22 protein-coding genes are annotated in these 22,584 nt (G+C 44.2%); 13 read left to right on the plus strand and 9 right to left on the minus strand.

Annotated features, from left to right (window positions below; translation table 11 throughout):
• Window positions 1-2: 2 nt before the first annotated feature.
• Window positions 3-314, minus strand: coding sequence for a helix-turn-helix transcriptional regulator (locus N7387_RS17050; protein WP_279800408.1), 312 nt, complete (start codon window positions 312-314; stop codon window positions 3-5).
• 646 nt (window positions 315-960) lie between these two features.
• Here N7387_RS17050 and N7387_RS17055 point away from each other — a divergent pair.
• The 3 genes from N7387_RS17055 to N7387_RS17065 all read left to right on the plus strand — a co-directional run bounded on the left by N7387_RS17055 (window position 961) and on the right by N7387_RS17065 (window position 4,445).
• Entirely contained in the window at window positions 961-1,500 is a 540-nt protein-coding gene (locus N7387_RS17055; RefSeq protein ID WP_279800409.1) for a hypothetical protein, read from the plus strand.
• A 91-nt stretch (window positions 1,501-1,591) separates the two neighbouring features.
• Window positions 1,592-2,131, plus strand: a complete 540-nt coding sequence (locus N7387_RS17060; RefSeq protein ID WP_279800410.1) for a hypothetical protein — start codon at window positions 1,592-1,594, stop codon at window positions 2,129-2,131.
• Window positions 2,132-2,294: 163 nt separating this feature from the next.
• Window positions 2,295-4,445, plus strand: a complete 2,151-nt coding sequence (locus N7387_RS17065) for a PAAR domain-containing protein (protein WP_279800411.1) — start codon at window positions 2,295-2,297, stop codon at window positions 4,443-4,445.
• Window positions 4,446-4,488: 43 nt separating this feature from the next.
• Here the strand turns inward: N7387_RS17065 and N7387_RS17070 are convergent, their stop codons facing one another.
• From N7387_RS17070 to flk, 8 genes are all read right to left on the minus strand, one after another.
• Window positions 4,489-4,776 carry a type II toxin-antitoxin system RelE/ParE family toxin gene (locus tag N7387_RS17070; protein ID WP_025152291.1) on the minus strand — a complete coding sequence of 96 codons (288 nt, stop codon included), beginning with the start codon at window positions 4,774-4,776 and terminating at the stop codon, window positions 4,489-4,491.
• On the minus strand, window positions 4,773-5,024 hold the full coding sequence (locus N7387_RS17075) for an antitoxin (protein ID WP_279800421.1): 252 nt from the start codon (window positions 5,022-5,024) through the stop codon (window positions 4,773-4,775). The genes N7387_RS17070 and N7387_RS17075 overlap by 4 nt, the downstream gene beginning before the upstream one ends.
• Window positions 5,025-5,794: 770 nt before the next feature.
• Window positions 5,795-6,733, minus strand: coding sequence for a RepA family replication protein (locus N7387_RS17080; RefSeq protein ID WP_279800412.1), 939 nt, complete (start codon window positions 6,731-6,733; stop codon window positions 5,795-5,797).
• 187 nt (window positions 6,734-6,920) lie between these two features.
• Window positions 6,921-7,937: a ParB family protein gene (locus N7387_RS17085; protein ID WP_279800413.1), complete on the minus strand. Its 1,017-nt coding sequence runs from the start codon at window positions 7,935-7,937 to the stop codon at window positions 6,921-6,923.
• Window positions 7,927-9,144: an AAA family ATPase gene (locus tag N7387_RS17090; RefSeq protein WP_025152286.1), complete on the minus strand. Its 1,218-nt coding sequence runs from the start codon at window positions 9,142-9,144 to the stop codon at window positions 7,927-7,929. The genes N7387_RS17085 and N7387_RS17090 overlap by 11 nt, the downstream gene beginning before the upstream one ends.
• Window positions 9,145-9,621: 477 nt before the next feature.
• Window positions 9,622-10,347, minus strand: a complete 726-nt coding sequence (locus N7387_RS17095) for a tyrosine-type recombinase/integrase (RefSeq protein WP_279800414.1) — start codon at window positions 10,345-10,347, stop codon at window positions 9,622-9,624.
• A gap of 238 nt (window positions 10,348-10,585) precedes the next feature.
• A complete protein-coding gene (locus N7387_RS17100; protein ID WP_279800415.1) occupies window positions 10,586-10,759 on the minus strand; it encodes a hypothetical protein in 174 nt (57 codons plus the stop codon).
• Between the two features lie 517 nt (window positions 10,760-11,276).
• Window positions 11,277-12,284: a flagella biosynthesis regulator Flk gene (gene flk / locus N7387_RS17105; protein WP_279800416.1), complete on the minus strand. Its 1,008-nt coding sequence runs from the start codon at window positions 12,282-12,284 to the stop codon at window positions 11,277-11,279.
• Window positions 12,285-12,917: 633 nt separating this feature from the next.
• On the opposite strand from flk, the gene N7387_RS17110 reads away from it, so the two are divergent.
• The 10 genes from N7387_RS17110 (at window position 12,918) to cheW (ending at window position 22,319) form a co-directional block, all read left to right on the plus strand.
• Window positions 12,918-13,217 (plus strand): helix-turn-helix transcriptional regulator, encoded by a 300-nt coding sequence (locus tag N7387_RS17110; RefSeq protein WP_025152282.1) that lies wholly within the window; start codon window positions 12,918-12,920, stop codon window positions 13,215-13,217.
• A gap of 674 nt (window positions 13,218-13,891) precedes the next feature.
• Window positions 13,892-14,680 (plus strand): winged helix-turn-helix domain-containing protein, encoded by a 789-nt coding sequence (locus N7387_RS17115; protein WP_279800417.1) that lies wholly within the window; start codon window positions 13,892-13,894, stop codon window positions 14,678-14,680.
• Between the two features lie 112 nt (window positions 14,681-14,792).
• Window positions 14,793-15,179, plus strand: coding sequence for a hypothetical protein (locus N7387_RS17120; protein WP_279800418.1), 387 nt, complete (start codon window positions 14,793-14,795; stop codon window positions 15,177-15,179).
• A gap of 428 nt (window positions 15,180-15,607) precedes the next feature.
• Window positions 15,608-16,330 carry an RNA polymerase sigma factor FliA gene (locus tag N7387_RS17125; protein WP_262860199.1) on the plus strand — a complete coding sequence of 241 codons (723 nt, stop codon included), beginning with the start codon at window positions 15,608-15,610 and terminating at the stop codon, window positions 16,328-16,330.
• Between the two features lie 393 nt (window positions 16,331-16,723).
• A complete protein-coding gene (gene flhD / locus N7387_RS17130; RefSeq protein WP_045139000.1) occupies window positions 16,724-17,065 on the plus strand; it encodes a flagellar transcriptional regulator FlhD in 342 nt (113 codons plus the stop codon).
• Between the two features lie 17 nt (window positions 17,066-17,082).
• Window positions 17,083-17,649, plus strand: coding sequence for a flagellar transcriptional regulator FlhC (gene flhC, locus N7387_RS17135; protein WP_025152276.1), 567 nt, complete (start codon window positions 17,083-17,085; stop codon window positions 17,647-17,649).
• A 107-nt stretch (window positions 17,650-17,756) separates the two neighbouring features.
• Window positions 17,757-18,653, plus strand: coding sequence for a flagellar motor stator protein MotA (motA, locus tag N7387_RS17140; RefSeq protein ID WP_262860197.1), 897 nt, complete (start codon window positions 17,757-17,759; stop codon window positions 18,651-18,653).
• Window positions 18,650-19,732 carry a flagellar motor protein MotB gene (gene motB / locus N7387_RS17145; RefSeq protein ID WP_279800420.1) on the plus strand — a complete coding sequence of 361 codons (1,083 nt, stop codon included), beginning with the start codon at window positions 18,650-18,652 and terminating at the stop codon, window positions 19,730-19,732. The genes motA and motB overlap by 4 nt, the downstream gene beginning before the upstream one ends.
• A 22-nt stretch (window positions 19,733-19,754) precedes the next feature.
• Window positions 19,755-21,773, plus strand: a complete 2,019-nt coding sequence (gene cheA, locus N7387_RS17150; RefSeq protein ID WP_262860195.1) for a chemotaxis protein CheA — start codon at window positions 19,755-19,757, stop codon at window positions 21,771-21,773.
• Window positions 21,774-21,815: 42 nt separating this feature from the next.
• Complete coding sequence (cheW, locus tag N7387_RS17155; RefSeq protein WP_025152272.1) at window positions 21,816-22,319, plus strand: chemotaxis protein CheW; 504 nt, start codon at window positions 21,816-21,818, stop codon at window positions 22,317-22,319.
• The last annotated feature ends 265 nt before the right edge of the window (window positions 22,320-22,584 follow it).

Consider the following 22,584-nt stretch of genomic DNA (forward strand, 5'->3'; position numbering starts at 1 on the left):
ATTCAGAGTGGACTTCCCGATTTTACACCATGAAAATAATCATCAATCATAGCTGATGTATCATTATAAAAATGATTATTTTCTAATATTCTTTCACGAAAAGGTAAATCAGAGAATAAATCATTAACGCTGCATTCAAAAACCAGGCTGATTTTATACAGAGTATCTGCACATATTTTATTAACACCACGTTCATAACGGGATAACTGCTGATGAGATAATCCTGTTTTTTCGGCAATGTCACTAATATTCATGCCATTATACTGCCTTATTTCCTTTATTCTCTTACCGACGATGGCTGATATATCATTCATATTATTTATCACATAGTTAGTTAATATTTTGATTGTTATATCGCCACGATTCTTCTGTGTTAACCTCTGTACGCAGCGCTTTTATCAATCATATCATTGGCAGATATGATGCCGGATTATGGAATAGCATCATTCTGTCATAATGCACTTACTGAAAAATAGTCAAAAAATGCATTGGATCATAATTAAATATCATAAACCCCTTACTCTGCGTTATAAAAAATAACCGTCAGACCCGGGTTTAATTATTATTGAAATTTGTAATTATGTTTACCGCGTAATGGTCATACAACCGAAGGTCACCATTACAAATAATGTTTGTATTCACCCTCATCACTCGTATTATGCAACCATAAGAATCAAAAAAACAGGAAATCAAAGCCGAGAAAACACGAAGAAAGTGAATTTTGTTAAAAAATACAACTATGATTTATGATAACGTCAATATGCATATCTGCATCGTATAATAACCTGACAGTTATTCGCTTATATTGTGCGTTATACCACTAAATGCCCGCAGCCTGTTGTTCATACGTTTTCGCACAATGTCCCTCAGACACCGATCTCTGACTTAAAATATTTTTTGTCTGAATTTAAGATGTGGCCTTTATAATCACCGCAAATAATACCCGCTAAAGAGTTTACTATGGACTGGTCATCACAATTCCGCCGTTTTGATAACGCCTTTAACCGTTTTTACGCCCGTAAAGCCTGGCTGGTATGGCTGATTTTACTCTCCCCGGGCCTGGGCAGTGTCGCCATGGCAGCGTTCGGACCGCCTGCCGGTGGTGTGACGCTGATTATTCACAGTAAACTGGATCGGCCTGTTCTGGGATTCAGTGTCAACGGCGTGGCCGGCGGTAATTCCTGGGCACATGACCCGGACAATAAATACGCCGGTGAGAACGGAGCAACAACCTGCTGCGGACGCATTACCGGAAAGACCGCCGAGGTGATCTGGACGTTAGATGTTACAGGTGATCAGTATGATGCCGGTATGCGCCCCGAGCAGCGGCGGGTGGTGATCCCGATGCCGGAAAGAAAGCGGGGCGAGAACGATCTGCATGTCCATTTTTTACCGGGCGACAAAGTCGTCCTCGGATGGAGTGATAACGCATTCTCACCCTATTCCCCCCGCAGCCCTCACTACCGTCCGCTGCCTGATACAGAGGAAGCCGTGCAGTGAGAAATGTTGTTGGCATCGCAGGTATTTTTTATTTTAATTTCTGATATGGCATTTATAATCACCACAAATAATACCCGCTAAAGAGTTTACTATGGACTGGTCATCACAATTCCGCCGCTTTGATAACGCCTTTAACCGTTTTTACGCCCGTAAAGCCTGGCTGGTATGGCTGATTTTACTCTCCCCGGGCCTGGGCAGTGTCGCCATGGCTGCGTTCGGGCCGCCTGCCGGTGGTGTGACGCTGATTATTCACAGTAAACTGGATCGGCCTGTTCTGGGATTCAGTGTCAACGGCGTGGCCGGCGGTAATGCTTGGGCACATGACCCGGACAATAAATACGCCGGAGAAAACGGTAAATCGACCTGCTGCGGACGCATTACCGGAAAGACCGCCGAGGTGATCTGGACGTTAGATGTTACAGGTGATCAGTATGATGCCGGTATGCGCCCAGAGCAGCGGCGGGTGGTGATCCCGATGCCGGAAAGAAAGCGGGGCGAGAACGATCTGCACGTCCATTTTTTACCGGGCGACAAAGTCGTCCTCGGATGGAGTGATAACGCATTCTCACCCTATTCCCCCCGCAGCCCTCACTACCGCCCGCTGCCGGATACAGAGGAAGCCGCACAATGATAAAAGATTCGGCGGCTGACAGACCAGGGTAAAAAGCAAAGACAGGATGATACAGCCGCTTCACCGCATTTTTATTGGTAACATATTGAAATATTGTTTTTTTGCCATTGATTTAGCTCATGGGTAACATTCTCAGATAAAAAAATCTAATGAGAATTTTCCCATGTCAGGATACCGGCCGAATATATTCGGCAAAGCCATGGCGATTGATGGTGACAAAACCACAACAGGCGCTACCTGTATCGCGTCGTCAAGCATGATAAAATACAAAGGCACCCCTGCGGTGATTGTCGGCGACCTCACCACCTCCTGCCCGCAGTGCAAACAGACCGGTACGATTGCAACCGGAGACAGCCGGATGATGAATAATCGCAAACCACAGGCCGTTGACGGTTCAATCGTGCAGTGCGGCTGCCCTTACGGTACCAATACCGTGATTGCGGTGACCTCACCGGCCGAATTTCAGGGATTCGGATCGGTTATCTCACAGGGGATTTCCGCCGTCACCTCCGGTATGTCCGCCGCAATGCAGAACGTCGCATCATGGCAGGAACATATCCCCCCGCAATATATCAATAACGCCCCGCAGGATAATGAGCGGATATTACACATCGCCTTCTTTTTTGACGGCGTTGGGCGCAACGCTGAACAGGATACGCCACAGGGACGGCTGAGTAATATCGCCCGGTTGTTTCGTGCATACCCAACAGAAGATGATGATACAGAGACTCAAAGTTGCCGTGCGCACTATATCCCCGGCATCGGCACACCGTTTGACGAAACTTCCGCCGAAAAAATCCAGGGCTTTATAGATAATACCCTCGGTGCCTTCGGCGATGAAATGAAAAGCAAACCCGGGGATATCGGCAAAGATGCCTTTCAGTCCTCAGTGAACGGGGTCAGCGGAAAAGACATCCTGGCACAGACGAAAAATACGCTGCTGACCCCGAAAGGCGTGATCGGAGAGCTGAAAAGTTCCGCCGTAAGCAGCCTGAAAAAGGCGGGTATCGAAGCCACACCCTCACTGCGTGATTCGGAATTTATTGCTTACACCGAATTAACCGGCGCGGATACCCGCCTCAACAGCGCAAAAATGCGCTTTGTGCAATCATGTGAGGACGTTATAAAAGACGGCGGCATTCCGGTGACTTCGATTTCTGTTTCAGTTTTCGGATTTGACCTTGGCGGAGCACTGGCCCGCGAGTTTCTGGATATCCTGCTCGGGGATATCTGCGAAAATAATGATGACAGCGAACCGACTTATCGCAATATTCCGGTTAAGATTGCGTTTGCCGGGTTATTTGACTGCTCGCGGGATTCGCCGCTGAGCAGCGATAACGGGCTGGATTATGCAGCGGCTGCCGTCGCGTGGCTGCCCGGGCCGTTCGCAAAAGTCGTGGGCATGGTGGGGTCAAACTTCGGACGCAAGTATCTTGAGCATATGTCCCCGTTACCGGAGGTTGTCAGCCACTCCCTGCATCTGGTTGCCGCCCATGAACGGCGGCAGTGGAAGTGTGTTTACCGGACCGGCCGGAACAACGAAAAACATCAGGAAATCCTGATGCCCGGGTGCAGTGAGGACATCGGCGGCGGCCTGAAACCCGGAGAGCAGAAACCCAGTGCCGAACTCTCCCGTGTCTCACTGCAAAAAATGTATGAAGCAGCAAGGCAGGCTGACGTTCCTTTTCTTCGTTTAACATCATTAAGAAAGAAATCGGCAACAGTTGCATCATACTTTGATATGAATGACAGAGTGAACGATAAACCGGTCAAAGAATGGGCTGAGAATTATCAGATGAAAGTCGGCATGGAAAAACTCAGCTACAACGCCATGAACCGGCACCTTGACGGGTACTTTGAGTGGCTGGGAAAACAGTTCTATGAATACAAAAGTGAACTCCGCAGGCTTGAAAAAAAGGAATCAGACATACTGACATCCGCAGGTTCGCTTCAGGGGCTGGGTTATACACGAGAGGCCAAACAGGAACTGTCCGATATCAATGGTGCTGTATATTTGCTGAAAAAACACTGGGGCTGGCTGTCAGAGGTATCAAAATCCGCAGATGTTTTGTTAACCCAGGAATATCATCGCCTGCCGCAGATATACAAGGATAATCTAATTATACCAGCGGAAAACAGGGCGAGGAAATTTATAGCGTACGGGACCGCAGGATACGACGGAAAACCGATGCCGTCCGCACAGTGTCCTGACACACCGGAACTTTATGCGTGGTTTTTGCATGATGTCCAGCGGTCAGAGGGCATCAACAACGGATATTTCGCCATACGGTGGATGGAGCCGCGCAATTCATAACACGATGACAGAAATAAAAATAACAGCGCTGTCCGGCTGATGATTATCGCATACGTTCGCTTGCCAGATTATAGACATCACTGCGCTCCCGCTTACCGACGGCCACAACAGCAATAACAAGTGTGTCATCGATGACCTGGTAAACCAGACGGAAGCCGGATGAGCGCAGTTTTATCTTATAACACGCCTTTATTCCCCGTAATTTTGCAGAAGGAATATGGGGATTTTCACAGCATTTTTTCAGTTTTCTGGCAAATTGCTGTTGTATCGTTTTATCCAGTTTTTTCCATTCTTTCAGTGCATCTTCCCTGAACTTAACGGTATAACTCATAAATAACTATCCAGATCAACATCCAGCAGTTTTTGGTTACTGCGTTCAGTAACTAACTTAATCAGTTCCTGGTCATCAAGCGCATCAAGTATTTTTTCGTAAAGCTCCGCCGGAACACAATAAAAAGCAGGCTGATTACGGTTAAGGATAGCGACCGGAAATCCATCACCGGCACTGACTGTAGCCATCGGGTTTTTTTTCAGTTCGCTGACACTGGCACTGGTATCACTTAAAATGATATTAGGCATCATATTCACCACTGAGACTTATTAACAGGTCTTTATAGTAAGTCAAAAAAGACCTGTTAACAAGTCTTTTTATCTTGTCGATCCTTAATGGATACACGCAAATCTATCCATAGCGGTCAGAGCCATCGACAGCACCTGACCATAACGCATTTTTATGCGCGTCAGCGCATGTCAGGCGGCAAAAATTGCCGGTCATCTCTCTGAGGTCAGATAGCCGCCGAAGCCCGGCAGAGCCGGTTGCTGAGTGTTATATCGCACATACCCTCCTCCGCCCTGCCGGAAAAATCGGATACTGAAACGGTTTTTTACTTTTTGATTCCTGCCGAAGGCCGCAGTTAGCCGGGCTTGCCCGGATGTACTGCGCGTTATGCTGCGTTTATGCAGCATTAGGAGGAATAGTTTGCAGGAAGTAAAGCATCTCTTTTCTGAGCGGCGGGAACTGTGTTCCCTGCTAGCGAAGGCAGTATTATTTTTACTGATGGGGTGCGCTTAAAGACGCGCCCCTATCTCCTTTTTTTAAAAGGATGTTTTGTTCAGAAACTAAGAACGAATTTATCCGGACTACAGGGGATCTGTTCGAAGTTAATTGTTTATTTTTAATACCATTCGAAGTTAACAGGTCATTTTTACGCCAAATAAGGTCCGGTACAGGTACGAGTACCGCCTTTCAGGGCAAAAGATATCAGGTAACAGCATAAAAACGGGGGGTTTCCGGTAAAAATCCAGCACAAAAACCGCCGGGTAGGCGGTTATTTCAGAGGCAGGCAACATTAATCGTCCGGAAGATTATCCAGGTAACACTGATACAGCAGCTCCCCCTTCAGCGCCGGGAACTGTGATTTAATCCGTTTTTCCAGTGCATGCACTGTCGCGACAGGGTTTATCTGCTTCCAGCGTTCATAGAGACGCCATGCTTCCCCCGGTGTCTCTTTCTTCGGACGGGAAGCTTCAAGCTGCGCTTTTTTCTCTTTCAGTGCTTTTTCCCGATGATCCTTTTCTCTTTCCAGCTCCTCATCGTCACCGATGACCAGGCGGCGCAGCTTTTTCAGCATTTTTTTCAGGGCGTGGTGGTTATCCAGTGATGCCACATTGGAACGATTCATACGCAGCACATGCCGGGCATAGCGTTTCTGATAGTCCTCCCGCAATCCGTTACGTTCCATCCAGCGCCTGAAGCTCCTGATGATTTTGCGCAGCGTCTCCAGATCAAAACCCAGCCCTTCAAAAAACTCCGGCCGCAGCCAGATGCGCATTGCTTTGTACTGTTTTGTTTCACTGTCAAAAGCACGATGAATAACGATCATTTTTGCCGCCTCCCAGTCATGCAGTGCGTGCAGCACCGGGTCATAACTTTTGCGGCCGTTTTCATACTGGTAAAGCTGACCGCATTGTGCAGCCAGCGCTTCCACTGAGCACATCACCTCAAATACATTCTCGCTCATCGGGTTGTAGTCAGCATTGGCGATCACAGCGAGTGCCAGAACACTCCAGGTTTCACGGCGCTCGGAACGCACGGTGACACGCTGATGACGGATACTGCGCAGCAGATAGATATGCTGATTACGGTTCCAGTCATGCTGGTCCAGCGCGGCGACAAGACGCTTGACAATCGGGAGATTAGGTAATTTACCGTTAAAGACCGGAAAAAAATGACGGTGAACTTTACCCTCATTCTCCTGTTGTTTGTGAAGTATCAGGGAGTCAGACACATGCTCCTGCGCTTATGTTGTGCTGAAGGAGTTGAATTTTGCTCTGCATAACTCTATACTCCCTGTCAGGAAGTTAACATTATTCCTGACAGTATTGATTGATTGAAGGCCCTGATATCTTGCCTCACCGCCAAGTCAGAGAAGATGTCGGGGTTTTTTATTCTCAGGGACAGTTTTGCTGCTGTTATCAGTCAGCTATCTGTTCATCTGCTCTCATCTCATGGCTGTCCGCTTCCCCGGCATAATAGCGTGTCAGCACCTTCTGTATCTCTTTATCAAGCTCATCCTGTAATGCTTTCGGCACACGGTTAAATTCATAACTGAATCCCCTGTCTTTGGCCCGTTTACGCGCATACGTATTTTTGTCATTAAACGTCCGGAGCGGAACAACCACGGCCACGTCCGGTTTGTTTCTGCGCATCAGGTTATCCGTCAGTGCCTTCAGTTCAGACAGAATAATTTTTTTCAGTTCATCCGGGATAGTCTGTCCGTTATTGATGAGCGTATTAACTTTATCGTTCATTTCCTTCAGAAGCGTTTTACGGGAAAGCGCCTCAGATTTGATAAGACTATCGATGAGCAGCAACAGCCGGTAATCATTATGGCCCAGCTCGGACTGAACCGGGAAAAGCGCGATAAGATCGCCGGGTACCGACGCCGCCTGGATTGCCCGCGTCACTTTTGCCGCAGACAACTGCTCTGACGCCGCAATTTCTTTCTGTGACATTCCTTTTTCACGCAGTTGCATAAGACGCAACCCGATCTCCCGCAGGTTATGCTCCTTCGCAGTCTGGATATCCGCGGCCAGCTGCCGGGCATCGTCAGTACTGATTTCGGTATCCGTTACCAGAACGTTTAACCCCACCTGGCACAACAGAGCGGCAGCGCGTCGCCGTGAACCATCCAGTATTTCTGTCTTTCCGTGCGTGCGGTAACCGATGGCCGGGAAGAACTGCTGTAAACTTAATGTCCGCGTGATATCCGTCAGTGACTCCGGGGTCAGCGCACTCTGATCCCGGCCGTTGACCGAAAAGCGGACAAATGTGCGCTCCTCAAGTTCCTCTGCCGGAATATGAACCAGATGAAAGAGTGCAGATTTACCGGATTTGAGAATGAATCTCCGGGACTCAGCGGCTTCTGCCGCCGGGAAAACCGGGGATACCGCACTCAGTGTCCTGCCGATTGTTTTACGTTTAGTTTGCATAGTAACCCCGATTCTGACGCAGGAACTCAATACGATCGAACACTGCTTTGGAAAAATCCTCTACTGCGGCTTTGGCATTTTTCAGCGCTTCCGCACTGCCGATATACGTGGCCGGGTTTGCAGAGATCACCGTATCAAATGACTCGCCGCAGCGCTCAAATCCGTCCAGCCGCGGAAGAGCCACATCGAGCATGTCACCGCCGAAGATCTCTTTGGCCAGACTGTGACACAATTTATGGTCTGTCTTGTTGACCAGTTTGGACATAAAACCAATATTACTGATGAGATTCACCTGCGCTCCTGTCGATTCGATCATGCCGATAAGTTCAGGCAGCCGCGTCAGATACTTCAGCGTGGAGTGGAAATCAACCTGAGCCGGCGGTACCGGTGTCATCAGAATATCAACCGCCGCAATCGCATTGGACAAAAACGCATCCAGGTGAGGGCCGCTGTCAATAAAGATAAAATCATAGTCCTGCCGCAATTTATTAATAATATTTTCCCGCAGCACCGTGTAGATGTTATGCCCCGGCAGGTACTCGTCGCACAGAACTTCCCATTGGGAGGCAATAAACGCATCCTCGATCGACGCCGGGATTACATCAACGCCCTGAACCACCGACGGCAGAATAAAATCACTGAGCAGTTCCTCGCGGGTCACATTCTGCAGCATGGCCTGGGCAGCCGTGGTTTCAACAGAGCCCACCGACTGCTTGTGATCAAGAAACATAGTGGCAGAAGACTGCGGATCCAGGTCAATGACCAGAATTCGCAGATCCTCACAAATCAGGTGCGGATGTGTGCGCAAACCGTGGGCCAGCGAGACCGTGCTGACGGTTTTCGACACACCGCCTTTCAGGTTACCGATAAAGAGTGTGAAGGCCTCCTTATAACGGTCGCGGTATTTCGGCACATTGCGGTGATGGTAAATATCAATGATATTCCGGATACTCATCGCATATTTCTGTGCGGTGCCGGCCTCACGCTTTTCAAATTCATAGCCCTGACTTTCCATTTCACTGACGGCGTAATCCACGCCGGCACGGGTCAGCCGGGGGAGTTTCGCCACCGCCGCTTTTGAATAAACCTGATAATAGGATGTCTCATTGAGCTCTTCCTTCTGCGTCTGAACCTGGGTGGTTAATGACTGCAGAAGCCGGACTGAACGGCCGGCTATTTTATTAAACTGATTATTTTCATTCATCACACCAAACTCCCCGAATGCAGAATTCTGAACTGAATATAATAATCCTACATATCATCAGCATTGTAAACACTTTATACCTGCATTCTTTCACCATTGCAAAGAGCAACTCTATTACTTTGATAATTAATGATTTTGTTAACTATTTCACGCAACTTTCATTCTGAAATCGCCCCAGTTAGTAGATCTAGTAATAAACGCTCATGTAATGTTAGTTTTAGTATTCCATAAAAAAAAACACTAACGCAACAGGAATGATCATTGTTATTTCTGCTTATGTGACGTGAGTGAGCAAAAAAAAGATAAAAATACGGATACGCAAAAATAGACAAGCCGGGCCTATGGACAACATAAAATTAACCGTGTATACAAATAAAAAAATATTTTTAGCTATGGATGAAGAAAATCACACAGAACGTATCAGAAAAAATCAGGGAAGCGATACCCCGGCGAATGCCGGGGACAAAAAAGAGAAACCGATCAGCGGAAGGAAATATCAAAGTGCAGCATAGCGTCAAGGGTGAAAATCCGGGTGTAAATGTCAGTTGACGCCGATTTTTTATGTCCGAGATAAGATTGAATGACTTTTACCGGCACACCGTGAAAAATAAGATGCATGGCAAAACTATGGCGAAGTGTGTGACAGGTGACGGATTCGGTTACTAAAGAAAAACCATCCTCTGCTGCAAGACGTACTGCTTCACGCAACCAGTTACGCACCGTATTGTCACTGCGGACCGGCCAGATCTTATTCTGATTCTTATAGCGCATAGTCGCAAAGTAACTTTTCATCAGCCTCACATACTCTGCATCAAATAACGGTACAGCGCGTTTTTTTATCGCCTGAGGTTTATGCTTTACCGTGATATCCACCGGCTGACGCTGTTTCAGTGTTTTCAGCACAACAAATGGCGTTTCCGTATCAAAATAAAAATCACCTTTAGTCAAAGCCATTATTTCATGAATACGACCGCCGGTATTCCACAGCGTATCAATAAGAGTTCGCTGATGCAGATCCGGAACATACTGCAACAGGCGGTTGATTTCAGGTGCCAGCAAATAGCGCGGGCAATCAAGTTCAGCTGCAATCGCCAGCGTACGCAGCTGACGGGCCCGTTCCAGATGACCGGTTGTCAGCAGGCCGGAACTCTGGCGGCGAAGGGATATCCTGCCGGTCTCCGGCAGATCAGGGAAGTTGTCTGTCATAACAGTACCTTTTTGCCAGTAACAGAAACGATATTAACGATGATTATCGTCATTCATCAGTACGACATCGAGCAGTGTATTAGGGTGATCAGTGTCAAAATATCATTTCACCTCTGAAACGACGGCGGAAACATGCCTCTGTTTTCTGCAGAGCAGGCAGGAAAAGATCTGCGCAGTTTGGTATCAGTACCTTTTTGCCGGTAACAAAGAGGGTATTAACGATAACTATCATAATACGTCAGCACTGCATCGTGCAGTCTGTGACAATGGCCGGAGTCAGAAATAATTTCATCTCTGAAACAATGATCGGAATACGTTTCTGCTTTCCGGCAGAGACAGTAAAAAAGATCGGTGAAATTGCTGTCAGTTTCTTTTCATCGGTAACGGAAATGATATTAACAATGATTATCATAATACATCCGTTTTTATAGCATGCGGTGTATTACAGCGCCCGGTGTCAGAACATCATTTCATCTCTGAAACGACAGCCGGAACACGTCTCTGCTTCTCTGCTGAGACGGTAAAAAGGATCCGCAGAATTCGGTATTATGGTATTTATACCGTAAAACCGCAATAATAAGCAGGCTTATGTTACAGCCATACGACTGTACTTATCCATATATAGTATGAGCCACACAGTCAGGCACAACATACTGCCAACCGGCAATAAATCTGCCGCCGATCAGCCATTGCGGAAAATGACAGTAAACCGCAATAATGAAAAATACATGATGATGTTCAAAAAACAGACAGCGCACGACGAATCAGGTGCGTTTTTTTTGCTGAAGGTAATATGAAAGCATGGGAAGATACGAAAACGTCTTACAGGTGCTACTAACGCGATTAAATAACGACAGGGAGAATGCGGTGACAAAAGCGTGACAGAGATCACTGCCTGTAACCGCAAAACCGGGCGGGTCAGACTGCAATTAAAAAATAAATAAAAGTATGACTGATGTGATCAGCAATGTGATTAATATAATTTTGGAAAGGGATTGCGGGGTTTCTGATGATTCAGCCACCGGCACCACCGGATTATAAATCGGCTGAATATTCTGCGGTTCCGGCGAATAACCGTTATTTTCAATACGGCGCCGGAAAATATAATTGATAAGCTCCTGTACCTGCACCGCTGTCAGGGGAGTTTGTACCTGAATCTTATAAGAATCCTGAGCGTACTCTTTAAGTATGATTAATTCTTCCGGTTTCAGTATTTGTTTCAGTGCCGACTGCATCGTATCCAATGTCATATTACTCCGCCCGGCCAACATAGTACGGGCCTGAAGCAGAGCAACCAGATGGGGATACACACCGGATGGAATTAACGCTGCGCTTTTACTGCCTGATATTTTCAGCAAAGACTGCCAGATTTGTTCTTCCGGGTTTTTTGTTATATCAGCCAGTGCAGAAACTAACTGACTAAGAAAATGATGTCCGGCCTTCTGTATATACAGGCCGGAATTTATGACTGCACTGCCTTTAATCAGAGAACTGCTGTCAGGTGTCTGCTGTAACAGCATCAGGACGTCTTTTATCTGCTCACGGCTTAGCTGGCTGAGTGCTGTATAACCGTATTGTGCCCGGATAAAATCTCTGACAACTGAACTGTTTTTTCCCTGTCCCATCAGCTCGGTTAATTGTATTAATTGCAGAGAATAAGTACGATCGCGGCCGCTGACCCCGAGTCTCTGAATAATATTTTTTTCTACCTCAGCAAAATGCCGGGACAATAAAGGTGCATTATTCCGGATCCCTGCTTCCTGCTTTATCTGTGACCATAAGTCAGCCTGCCGGAGTTTTGTCAGCGATGCCAGCTGCGTTATCAGTCTTTCAAGAACCGCACGTTGTTCTCCTGACAATGGCTGTTTGTCTGACACCACATTCAGCGGTTCCTCACCTGAAAGCGGAAGCTGAGAATTAGAAATATTAGGTAACATCAGCTTGTGACCCTTCCGTTATATGCGGGATGACAGAATAAGCTACCTGATCAAGGATCGCTTTACAGACTGAAAATGTAACAACAATTCTGACAGACTGCCCGGTAAAAATGATTTCAGAAAAAAAACTTTACATATTATACGTATAAAGTGAAACATTTGATTAAGAGTATAAAAATAACGCCTTAAATAATAGTAGCTTACACATATAAAACCCACAAAATTTACAATTTGTAACCTATTGTCGCGCTCAGACATATATTTCAGGGAAAATTCTTAGAAAACATGTATTTTTAACTTATTATGATAATCAAATTGACATAACCCTATAATCCGATTGCATTTTAGTGAAAAGCTTCACAACATCACTCGTCAAAAAATAGAATTTTTATATAAATCAATGTATTATTACAGTTTTACAAATAAACACTAAAACAATACCCTGTTGATCTTTAGTTATTTTTACCTAAAATACTCCTCATAAACGTGATTTTGGAGTAAAAAACCATTTTCTTCGTTTTTTTGTGTAAAAATTATTCTTGTGAACCTCAAATGACAGATGACGGTTTACCGGAAATAATCATCTTACTTTTAATATTAAGAATAATCCTATTATATAAGGATGTTATAACTATGTCACCCCGGCAAAAAAAACAACGTACCGAATCAACTTTTTCATTGAATGAAGAAGTCGGATTTCTGATACGAAAACTGAGAGCATCCAGAAAAATGAGCGGTGAACAACTCGCTCAGATTGTCGGAATAAGTCAGCAGCAGATATCACGTTACGAGAATGGAAAAACAAAGCTGACAATTGACCAGTTAGAAGTTATTTCTACTGCTTTTGATATGAGTATATGGCGATTCATGAACATATTGCAATTTAATTCATACATTGAAAAAGAAAATTGCCGAAATCAAATAAGAAAATAAAATGTAATCACCAACGCCTCTCTCTCTGATGAGATAACATAATAATTTTATCGTACACGAATAAAATTATTACACTTGAAAATCACCACCATTCGGTTTGTATATCATGAATAAAAATAATGTAATGAATCAGGTGCCGGTAAATATTACCTCAAGAGTCGGAAGAAGGATAAAAGAAATGAGGGTACACAGAAATATGTCAGTAAAAAAACTGGCTGATATGCTGTATGTATCAAAGAACACTATTCACTCCTATGAAAGCGGTAATGATCAGATCAGTATTGATGCAATACACAAACTAAGCTTTCTTTTCAATTGTAATATAAATGATTTCTTTACCGAATCACTTGTCACCAATCAGAATAATGATATTAAAAATAACAATGAAATATCACAAATGATTATCAATTACTTTAGATCAGAGTCATTTATGAAAATGATGTAGTTATACTTAATAAAAATGACATCATAGACTGTTAAAACAAACCCATACCATTATTACATTTTACGACAGCATCAGAAAAAATTCAGACCCTGGCTTATTATTATGTAAAAGTCATTCCGGATAACGCCATGACATAAAAACCCTATAAATTACATATAGTTATATTGGCATGATGTACATGTAAAATAGTAATGGCTGAAAATAGATATTTTCATTTTAAGGCAGTGAAATGGAATATAAAATTAATAAAGTAATAAACTTCCGGGATGATGACGGCAAAATATGGAGTTCACTGAGCCCTGATAAATCGGTAAGATTGTCCATAATACCAGCAAAAATACTGAGTTATCTTCTTGAAAACAGCAAAACTATTGTAAAAAGAAATGATTTGTTAGATGACATCTGGAATAAAAACGGACTTCAGGCATCAAATAATTCACTTTCTCAAAACATATCGATGCTGCGTAAAATTTTACAGGATATGGGGGCTGATAGTGATATCATCGTCACCATTCCAAAAGTAGGACTACGGATACATGAATCAGCGATCGTTGAAATTGAGCAGGGTTCATCATCAACGTCAGATACGGCTAAAGATAAACCTGCACCCACCTCCCTGTTAGTGGCCAATAAAAATAAAATAAGAGATGTTTCCATTGTTGTTTTGATCATAATATTAACATTCCTAATCTTATTTTTTTTGCAGCGCAATGGAACTGATAATGATTTTTATTTTGAAAAAGAACAATTATATTTAATGGGGAATATTGATAGCTGCTACGTTTATACTATCAAAAAACACTCTACTGAATATAATGAAGCAAATATGAAAATTGCCAGTCAGGTAATAAATAAACATATTCCATGCATAAAAAACTCGTCATTCATATTTCAGGCTGATGATAATAAGCTTTACAATGATACAGGGAAAGTTTTTATAAGCAGATGTATTACATCAACACCTGAAGGGAAGACATTCTCATCCTGCCAGGACATATATTTCAATGAATACCAATAAAAAAAACACACTGTTTCTTATTATTATAAGCATTATACCTTTGATAAGTTCCATACTCTTTATTTTTATTGATTACTCTCATTTTTTCAAAAGGTCAGTCAGTATTTCATGTATGTCACATTACTCAGCCCCCTTGCTTCCCGGTAATATCAGTATAAGAAGCAATATCACCATAGATTTAAGAAAAAACAATACGGGTTCACTTTATATATCAGGAGTACTGGAGAAAAAACAAGGTGATACTGAACAGAGTAAGACCAGCAGTGCGATTCTGAGAGAAATCGAGTTTGACTACTCGATTGAAGATAACGGATTTATATCAATCTACAACACAGAGGTCTATCATCTTGCTTCGGATAAAATCTCAGATGATTTTTTCAATTCAAACGTGTTTGATTTGTCACTTCCTAACAGGAAAGTAAAAATTAAGAAAATTAATAATTCGTGGTTATTAAGTACACCATTCTCACCGATTATGATGTGTGTTAATAAAAATTAAAGACCTGTACAGAGCAGCCGGACTTTATATTTGTCCGGCTGGCTGCACTCTATTTTTACATTCAGTAACCTGAGTGTTGTTCTTATTCATATTTGCTCATTTTATTGTAAATGTTTTTTTCCTGTTAAAATAAAATACCAGGGGATGTAACGATTTATATTCATGATTATATTCTCCTCCCCTTCGTGTAAGTCAGAAAATGGCACATCACCCTACGTATAATTACCTTATCAACATATAACGTTATGCCGGACTGTTGTTTAAAGCAGAAAGAATTTCACTCTTTTTTCCCGATAGCGTTTACCTGAAGCCGTGATTAAGGCTGTCATAGTCCAAAATAGGTCAGAATGTTATCGCTTATCCGGCTATGTGATTTTGTGTAAATCATTAATAATACGACTCATTGAATATAGATTGAGTCGATTATTGTGAATGGGATTTATACACCGGAAGGGACTGTCAATAAAGATGCACTGTGGGCTAAATATCAGTATTTAATCCGCTATGAGGCATTAAAATTACAGGCTAAACTTCCCGGTAGTATTGAGCTCGATGATTTGATTCAGGCTGCGTCAATAGCTTTTATGCATGCATTGGATCAATACGATAAAAATAAAGGTATTGCACTTAGTACATACCTGGCCAACCGTATTCGCTGGGCACTGATTGATGAGTTACGGGAAAATGATTGGGTTCCCAGACGAGTCCGGGCAAACAGCCGTGAAATATCATCAGTTATTTCCCGTCTGGAACAAAAACAGGGACGAATTGCGACTGAAAGTGAAATCGCAGAGGAGATGGGAATTTCATTAGATGAATACCATCAGATGCTGATTGACAGTAATACAAGTCAGATTTTTTCTCTTGATGAATTACAGGAGGAATATCCGGACAGTATTGATGAGATATCCTCTCAGCAGGAGTTTACCGATCCGGCGCAAAGCTTAATGGCCCAAAGTTTAACTGCGCAGATTAGCGATAGTATAAAAAATCTTCCTGAACGGGATCAATTGTTACTTTCGCTATACTATCAGCAAGAGTTAAACATGAAAGAAATAGCACTGATTTTAGGTATAAGCGAGGTCAGGGTCAGCCAGTTACACAGCCAGGCAATAAAGAGATTACGTGCTTATTTGTCACCAGATGCGTAATTTTATCATTTTTAGCTTAAAATCGGGAAAAAATTTCATATAATTAATCATCAGTAAATTAAAAAGTAGTTTTTTATATTATAACTTTTTTATAGATAAGTTTTAACCCTAAAGAGCACAATGTTAACACGTTGATTTTTAAAGGGTTTATGTTTTTGCTGCTTTTATTTTCGGCAGAAAAAATATAGGTGTACGTAAGTTTTGTTTATAACTGCACCAAACCAGGTAATTATCTCTTATTGTAGATAAGTTCGTATAAATGCTTGCATAACCCTATGCCCGCTAATAATCTTAATCAGGCCTTATCTGGTCAATATTATTTGCGTGTATTCTCATACAGGCTTATTTAATGATTTATTCTACTACATTTAATTACCTTTAGAGTTGGACATAATTATGAGTTATAACGAACATTTGCAGAACATCCATGATATGAACTTATCTTATTTACTCCTGGCTCAGCGACTTATCAGAGATGATAAATTAGCAGCCGGCTTTCAGCTCGGTCTTGATGAAGATACTATTGAGATAATAAAAGATTTGTCACTGCCTCAACTCATTAAGCTTTCTTCTATTGGTCAGTTAATTTGCCGGTTACGTGTAGACAACGATGCTGTTATTGATTGTCTGACAAAGGATTCCCGTATTGATGCACTTCAGCGCATTCATACCGGAATTATTTTATCGACAGAGCTTCTTGATTCTCTGTCAGAACAAGATATTTCTGTACAATAAAACGGAAGGAATACCTTATGTCAGATAAAAGTATTTTACATGAAATGAGAGAAGTGAATATTGCGATAGAATTAATTTCTCTCGGCGCACGTATGCAGGTATTAGAAACTGAAACCAGTCTGAGCCGCAGACGTTTATTACGCCTGTATAAAGAACTTAAAGGGTGTTCGCCTCCGCGGGGATTACTTCCGTTTTCACCGGATTGGTTTATGGCATGGGAGCATAATGTTCATTCTTCCATGTTCTACAATATTTATTTATATCTGCAAAAATCCCGGGCCGGCAGTGCTATTGAAAATACACTGAAAGCATACAAGCTTTACCTGGAACAATGCTCAGATGATACCAATGAGAAACCTGTTCTTGGTTTAACCCGGGCATGGACATTAATCCGTTTTATCGGATGTAATATGATCACGCACACAAAATGTTGCAGTTGCGGCGGCTCATTTATCGTCACAACAGAACAGAGTGACAGATTATTTACCTGCAGCCTTTGCTCTACACCATCCAGAGCAATAAAAAGAAGTCACGTAAAAGGTATATCTTCTGCCCCGGTTTCCGCATCAAATGAAAACATTTAAAAAATCACGCTATATAACGACTAACGCATCACCGAAAGCTGATGCGTTAGTCTCTTTTTATTTTATAAACAAAGATACTCTTATTTTCAGGTAATTAAGGAGTCGCTGTGCTTGTTATTCTAGGATACATCATCATTATTGCCACTGTGTTTGGTGGATTTGTTCTATCCGGCGGTAATCTGAGTGTTCTTTATCAGCCGACAGAACTTCTTATTATCGGCGGAGCCGGTGTCGGTGCATTCGTTGTCGGTAATAACAGCAAAGTTATTAAGAGTACACTGCAGTCATTTCCGCGCTTACTCCGCGGGTCTAAGTACAGTAAAGATCTGTACATGGATTTAATGGCCATGATTTTCCTTCTGTTAACGAAAAGTCGTCAGAACGGGTTAGTCGCACTGGAAAATGATATCGAAGATCCGCAAAACAGCCCTATCTTCACCGCCTATCCGCGCCTCATGGAAGACTCCGTATTAATGAATTTCCTCGTCGATTATCTGCGCCTGATGATCAGCGGAAATATGAATGCATTCGAAATGGAATCATTAATGGATGAGGAAATCGAAACCCGTGAACATGAAGATGAAGCATCCGCCAGTACGCTGAATGTGATGGGTGATGCCCTCCCTGCTTTTGGTATCGTTGCCGCCGTTATGGGTGTGGTAAACGCACTGGCTGCCGCTGACCGCCCTGCGGTGGAAATGGGTGAGCTGATTGCACACGCAATGGTGGGAACATTCCTCGGTATTTTATTAGCTTACGGCTTTGTTTTACCACTCGCATCGCTGCTGCGTCAGAAAAGTGCAGAACACACAAAGCTGCTGCAATGCATCAAAGTCACGCTGTTATCCAGTCTGCATGGTTATGCACCTCAGATAGCTGTTGAATTTGGCCGTAAAACCCTGTTCTCAACAGAACGCCCGAGCTTCGATGAGCTCGAAGAGCATGTCCGTCAGGCCAAACAACCTTCCGCCGGTACCACATCCACAACGGAAAATCCGTCATGAGTAAAAAGTCGGCTAAGATTGTTGTTGTTAAAAAATCAAAAGGTCACAGCGGTGGCGGGCACCATGGTGGTTCATGGAAAATTGCCTATGCCGATTTTATGACGGCCATGATGGCATTCTTTCTGGTCATGTGGCTGTTATCCAATTCATCACCGCAACAACGCAAACAAATAGCAGATTACTTTAAAACCCCTGTCAATATTGCCGTCGCCAATGGCGACAAAGACAGCCTCAGCAGCAACGTTATTCCGGGCGGCGGCGGCGACGATATGATGAAACAGGATGGTGAAGAATTTCAGCATGATATTAATCGTGACAAAGATGATTTAAGTGATCTCCAGGAAAAAATAGAAGAGTTAATTGAAGTTGATCCCCGTCTGAATGCGTTTAAATCGAACCTGTTATTACGCCTCACAGACAGTGGTTTATTAATTCAGATTATCGACAGCCAGGATCGCCCGATGTTTAAACTGGGCAGCAAAAAGCCGGAGGAATATATGGTGCATATCCTTCAGGCTCTGACGCCGGTATTCAATGATATTCCGAACCGTCTGACTCTCACCGGTCATACCGACTCCATTCCGTTTGCCAACGGTGAAGTCGGATACAGTAACTGGGAATTGTCATCAGACAGGGCCAATGAATCCCGCCAGGTTCTGGTTAACGCAGGACTGCACAGAGATAAAGTGCTGCAGGTAATCGGCATGGCAAGCAATATGGGAACGGATGAAACTCAGCCTGACTCAGCGTTAGACCGGCGTATGACAATACTTGTTGTCTCAAAAAGTAAAGAGAATCAAATCCTGCTGGATGATTCCATTATCAGGCATGTTGCCATCGATGAGAATGCTAACCGTATACAACCGCCGTTAAATATTGTGCCGGAACCGGCGCCTGCGCCGATCACTGCGCCTGTTTCTGTTCCTGTCCCGGTACCTTCCGCGTCGGTATCAGCGCCGCCTTCGGCGCCTGTTTCCGTTCCTGTTCCTGTTCCTGTTTCGGAGCCGGCCCCGGCACCGGAACAAGTAACGGCACCGGAAACGGCACCGGCTCAGAACACGACCCCGGATTCTAACTAATCTATTAATGTCAGGAAATAAGATGGATTTCAGCGATTTTTATCAGACATTTTTTGAAGAAGCTGATGAGCTTCTGGCAGATATGGAGAAGCATCTTTTAGAACTGGATTATGCCTCTCCGGATACTGAAAGCCTGAATGCTATCTTCCGGGCTGCACATTCAATCAAAGGCGGGGCCGGTACGTTCGGATTTACCGTTTTACAGGAAACAACCCATATTCTGGAAAACCTTCTGGATGATGCCCGGTGCGGTGAACTGGCACTGACCAGCGGAATTATAGATTTATTTCTGGAGAGCAAGGATATTATGCAGGATCAACTGAATGCTTATAAGTCTTCACAGGAACCTGACCAGGAAAGCTTCAAATATATTTGTGCCGCTTTACGTCAGATGGCTGAAGATGCAAAACAACAGACAGAGACTCCTGCATCCGGCACCGCCCCGGAACCGGCTGACGACATCCCTGAGAGCGAAAAGACAACGGCCGCAGCTGAAGATAAACAGGCCGGAAACGACGGAAACGTATTATCCGTCGAACTGCGTAATATAAAAGAAACAGAATACCAGCTGTTACTGGATGAGCTGATGTTGATGGGGAAAGTGGAAAACCCGCAACACAACGACAGTCTTTTAACACTGGAACTGACCACACATGAGTCAATACAGGATATTGAAGCGGTATTATGTTTCCTGCTCGACAGTGAGCAAATCGTGATAAAAAATCACGAAAAAGCCGCTGAAGACGCGATTGAAAAAGCGCCGGAAGAGACAAAAACAGAGGTGCCGGAAACCAGCCCCGTGTCAGCGCCTGCCGCAGCAGCAGCGCCGCGAAAAGAAAGGCCGAAACCAAACAGAACGCCGGCACCCGCATCCGAATCCGGCAGTATCCGTGTTGCTGTCGATAAGGTCGATCAAATCATCAACCTGGTCGGTGAACTGATTATTACCCAGTCAATGCTCAGCCAGCTCTCTGCAAATTTAGATCCCGCCGTCCATGATGAGCTGATCTCCAGTATTGCTCAGCTGGAACGTAATGCCCGTGACTTACAGGAATCGGTCATGTCTACGCGGATGATGCCGATGGAGTATGTCTTCAGCCGCTTCCCGCGTCTGGTTCATGATTTGGCCGGTAAATTAAACAAACAGGTTGAGCTCACGCTTATCGGGGGATCCGCCGAACTGGATAAGAGCCTGATTGAGCGCATTATCGACCCGCTGACACATCTGGTACGAAACAGCCTCGACCACGGTATTGAACCGATGGAAGTCCGCCGTGCGTGCGGTAAACCTGAACAGGGAAGACTGACACTGTCTGCGGAACATCACGGCGGTAATATCATCATTGAAGTGATTGATGACGGTGCCGGCCTTAACCGTGAAAAAATTCTCGCCCGTGCTCATGCCCAGGGTTTGCAGACCAGTGACAATATGCCGGATGAAGATGTCTGGATGCTGATTTTTGCCGCCGGTTTTTCCACGGCTGAAAAGGTCACCGATGTATCAGGACGCGGCGTGGGAATGGATGTGGTCCGCCGTAATATCCATGATATGGGCGGGCATGTTGAAATTCACTCGGAACAGGGCAAGGGATCGAAGATCCGTATTATTCTTCCGCTGACACTGGCGATTCTCGACGGTATGTCGATTCGTGCCGGTGATGAAATCTATGTCCTGCCGCTCAATACCGTAATGGAATCATTACTGCTCAGCGAGGCCGCAATCTACAACATGGCCGGTGGTGAGCGGGTATTGCAGGTCCGTGAAGAGTATCTGCCGCTTATTGAACTGCACAAAGTATTTGATATCTCCGGACAGCCGAATGATATCAATGAAAGTATTGCCGTCATTGTTCAGAGCGCCGGAAACCGCTATGCACTGCTGGTTGATCAGCTTATTGGTCAGCATCAGGTGGTCGTTAAGAATATGGAAAAAAATTACCGCAAAATCCCGGGTATCTCTGCCGCGACAATTCTGGGTGACGGAAGTGTTGCGCTGATTCTGGATGTCGCCGTTCTGACAGGATTGTCAAAAAATAAATAATGATCTGCACTTTTTTCAACCCTTTTACTGAGAACGAGAAAAATGAACTTTTCTAATTCAGAACAAGATATTACAAGCGACAACCATGGCCAGGAATATCTGGTCTTCCGGTTGGGCTCAGAAGAGTATGGTATTGAGATTTTAAAGGTCCAGGAAATCCGCGGCTATGACCGTGTCACCCGGATCGCCAATACCCCGGCTTTTATCTCCGGTGTGACAAACCTGCGCGGTGCAATTGTCCCGATTGTTGATTTGCGTGTGAAGTTTCAGCTGCCTTCTGCTGAGTTTAATGAAAATACCGTTGTTATTGTGCTGAACCTCGGCACCCGTGTTGTCGGTATTGTGGTTGATGGTGTTTCTGATGTGCTGTCGCTGACAACAGAACAAATCAAACCGGCACCGGATTTCACTGTCACATTATCAAGTGAATATCTGCTGGGCTTGGGCGCTCTCGATGAGCGGATGCTGATTTTGGTGGACATTGAAAAACTGCTGAACAGCGAAGAGATTGAACTGGTTGATAAAACAATTGATTTGGCTGGCTGATTAATCACCGGTCGTTTTCGATAACGCCTCGTTATTTTGGCTCAAAGTGCATTTCCGGAACACCATCCTGCCTGAATGCCTTTGGGTCTTTTTTTATCTTCAGAAAATACCTGCCTTTCGGTATTCCCTTCACGGTGTGACAGCCGGTTCGCAGGATCAAAAAAGCCCGGCATAATACGATGCCGGGCTTATTGATATCAGGACAGATTAACGCAGCAGAGTCAGAACGTTCTGCGGAACCTGGTTTGCCTGTGCCAGAACAGTA

It is taken from the genome of Morganella sp. GD04133 (assembly GCF_029835375.1).
GTDB lineage: Bacteria > Pseudomonadota > Gammaproteobacteria > Enterobacterales > Enterobacteriaceae > Morganella > Morganella morganii_B.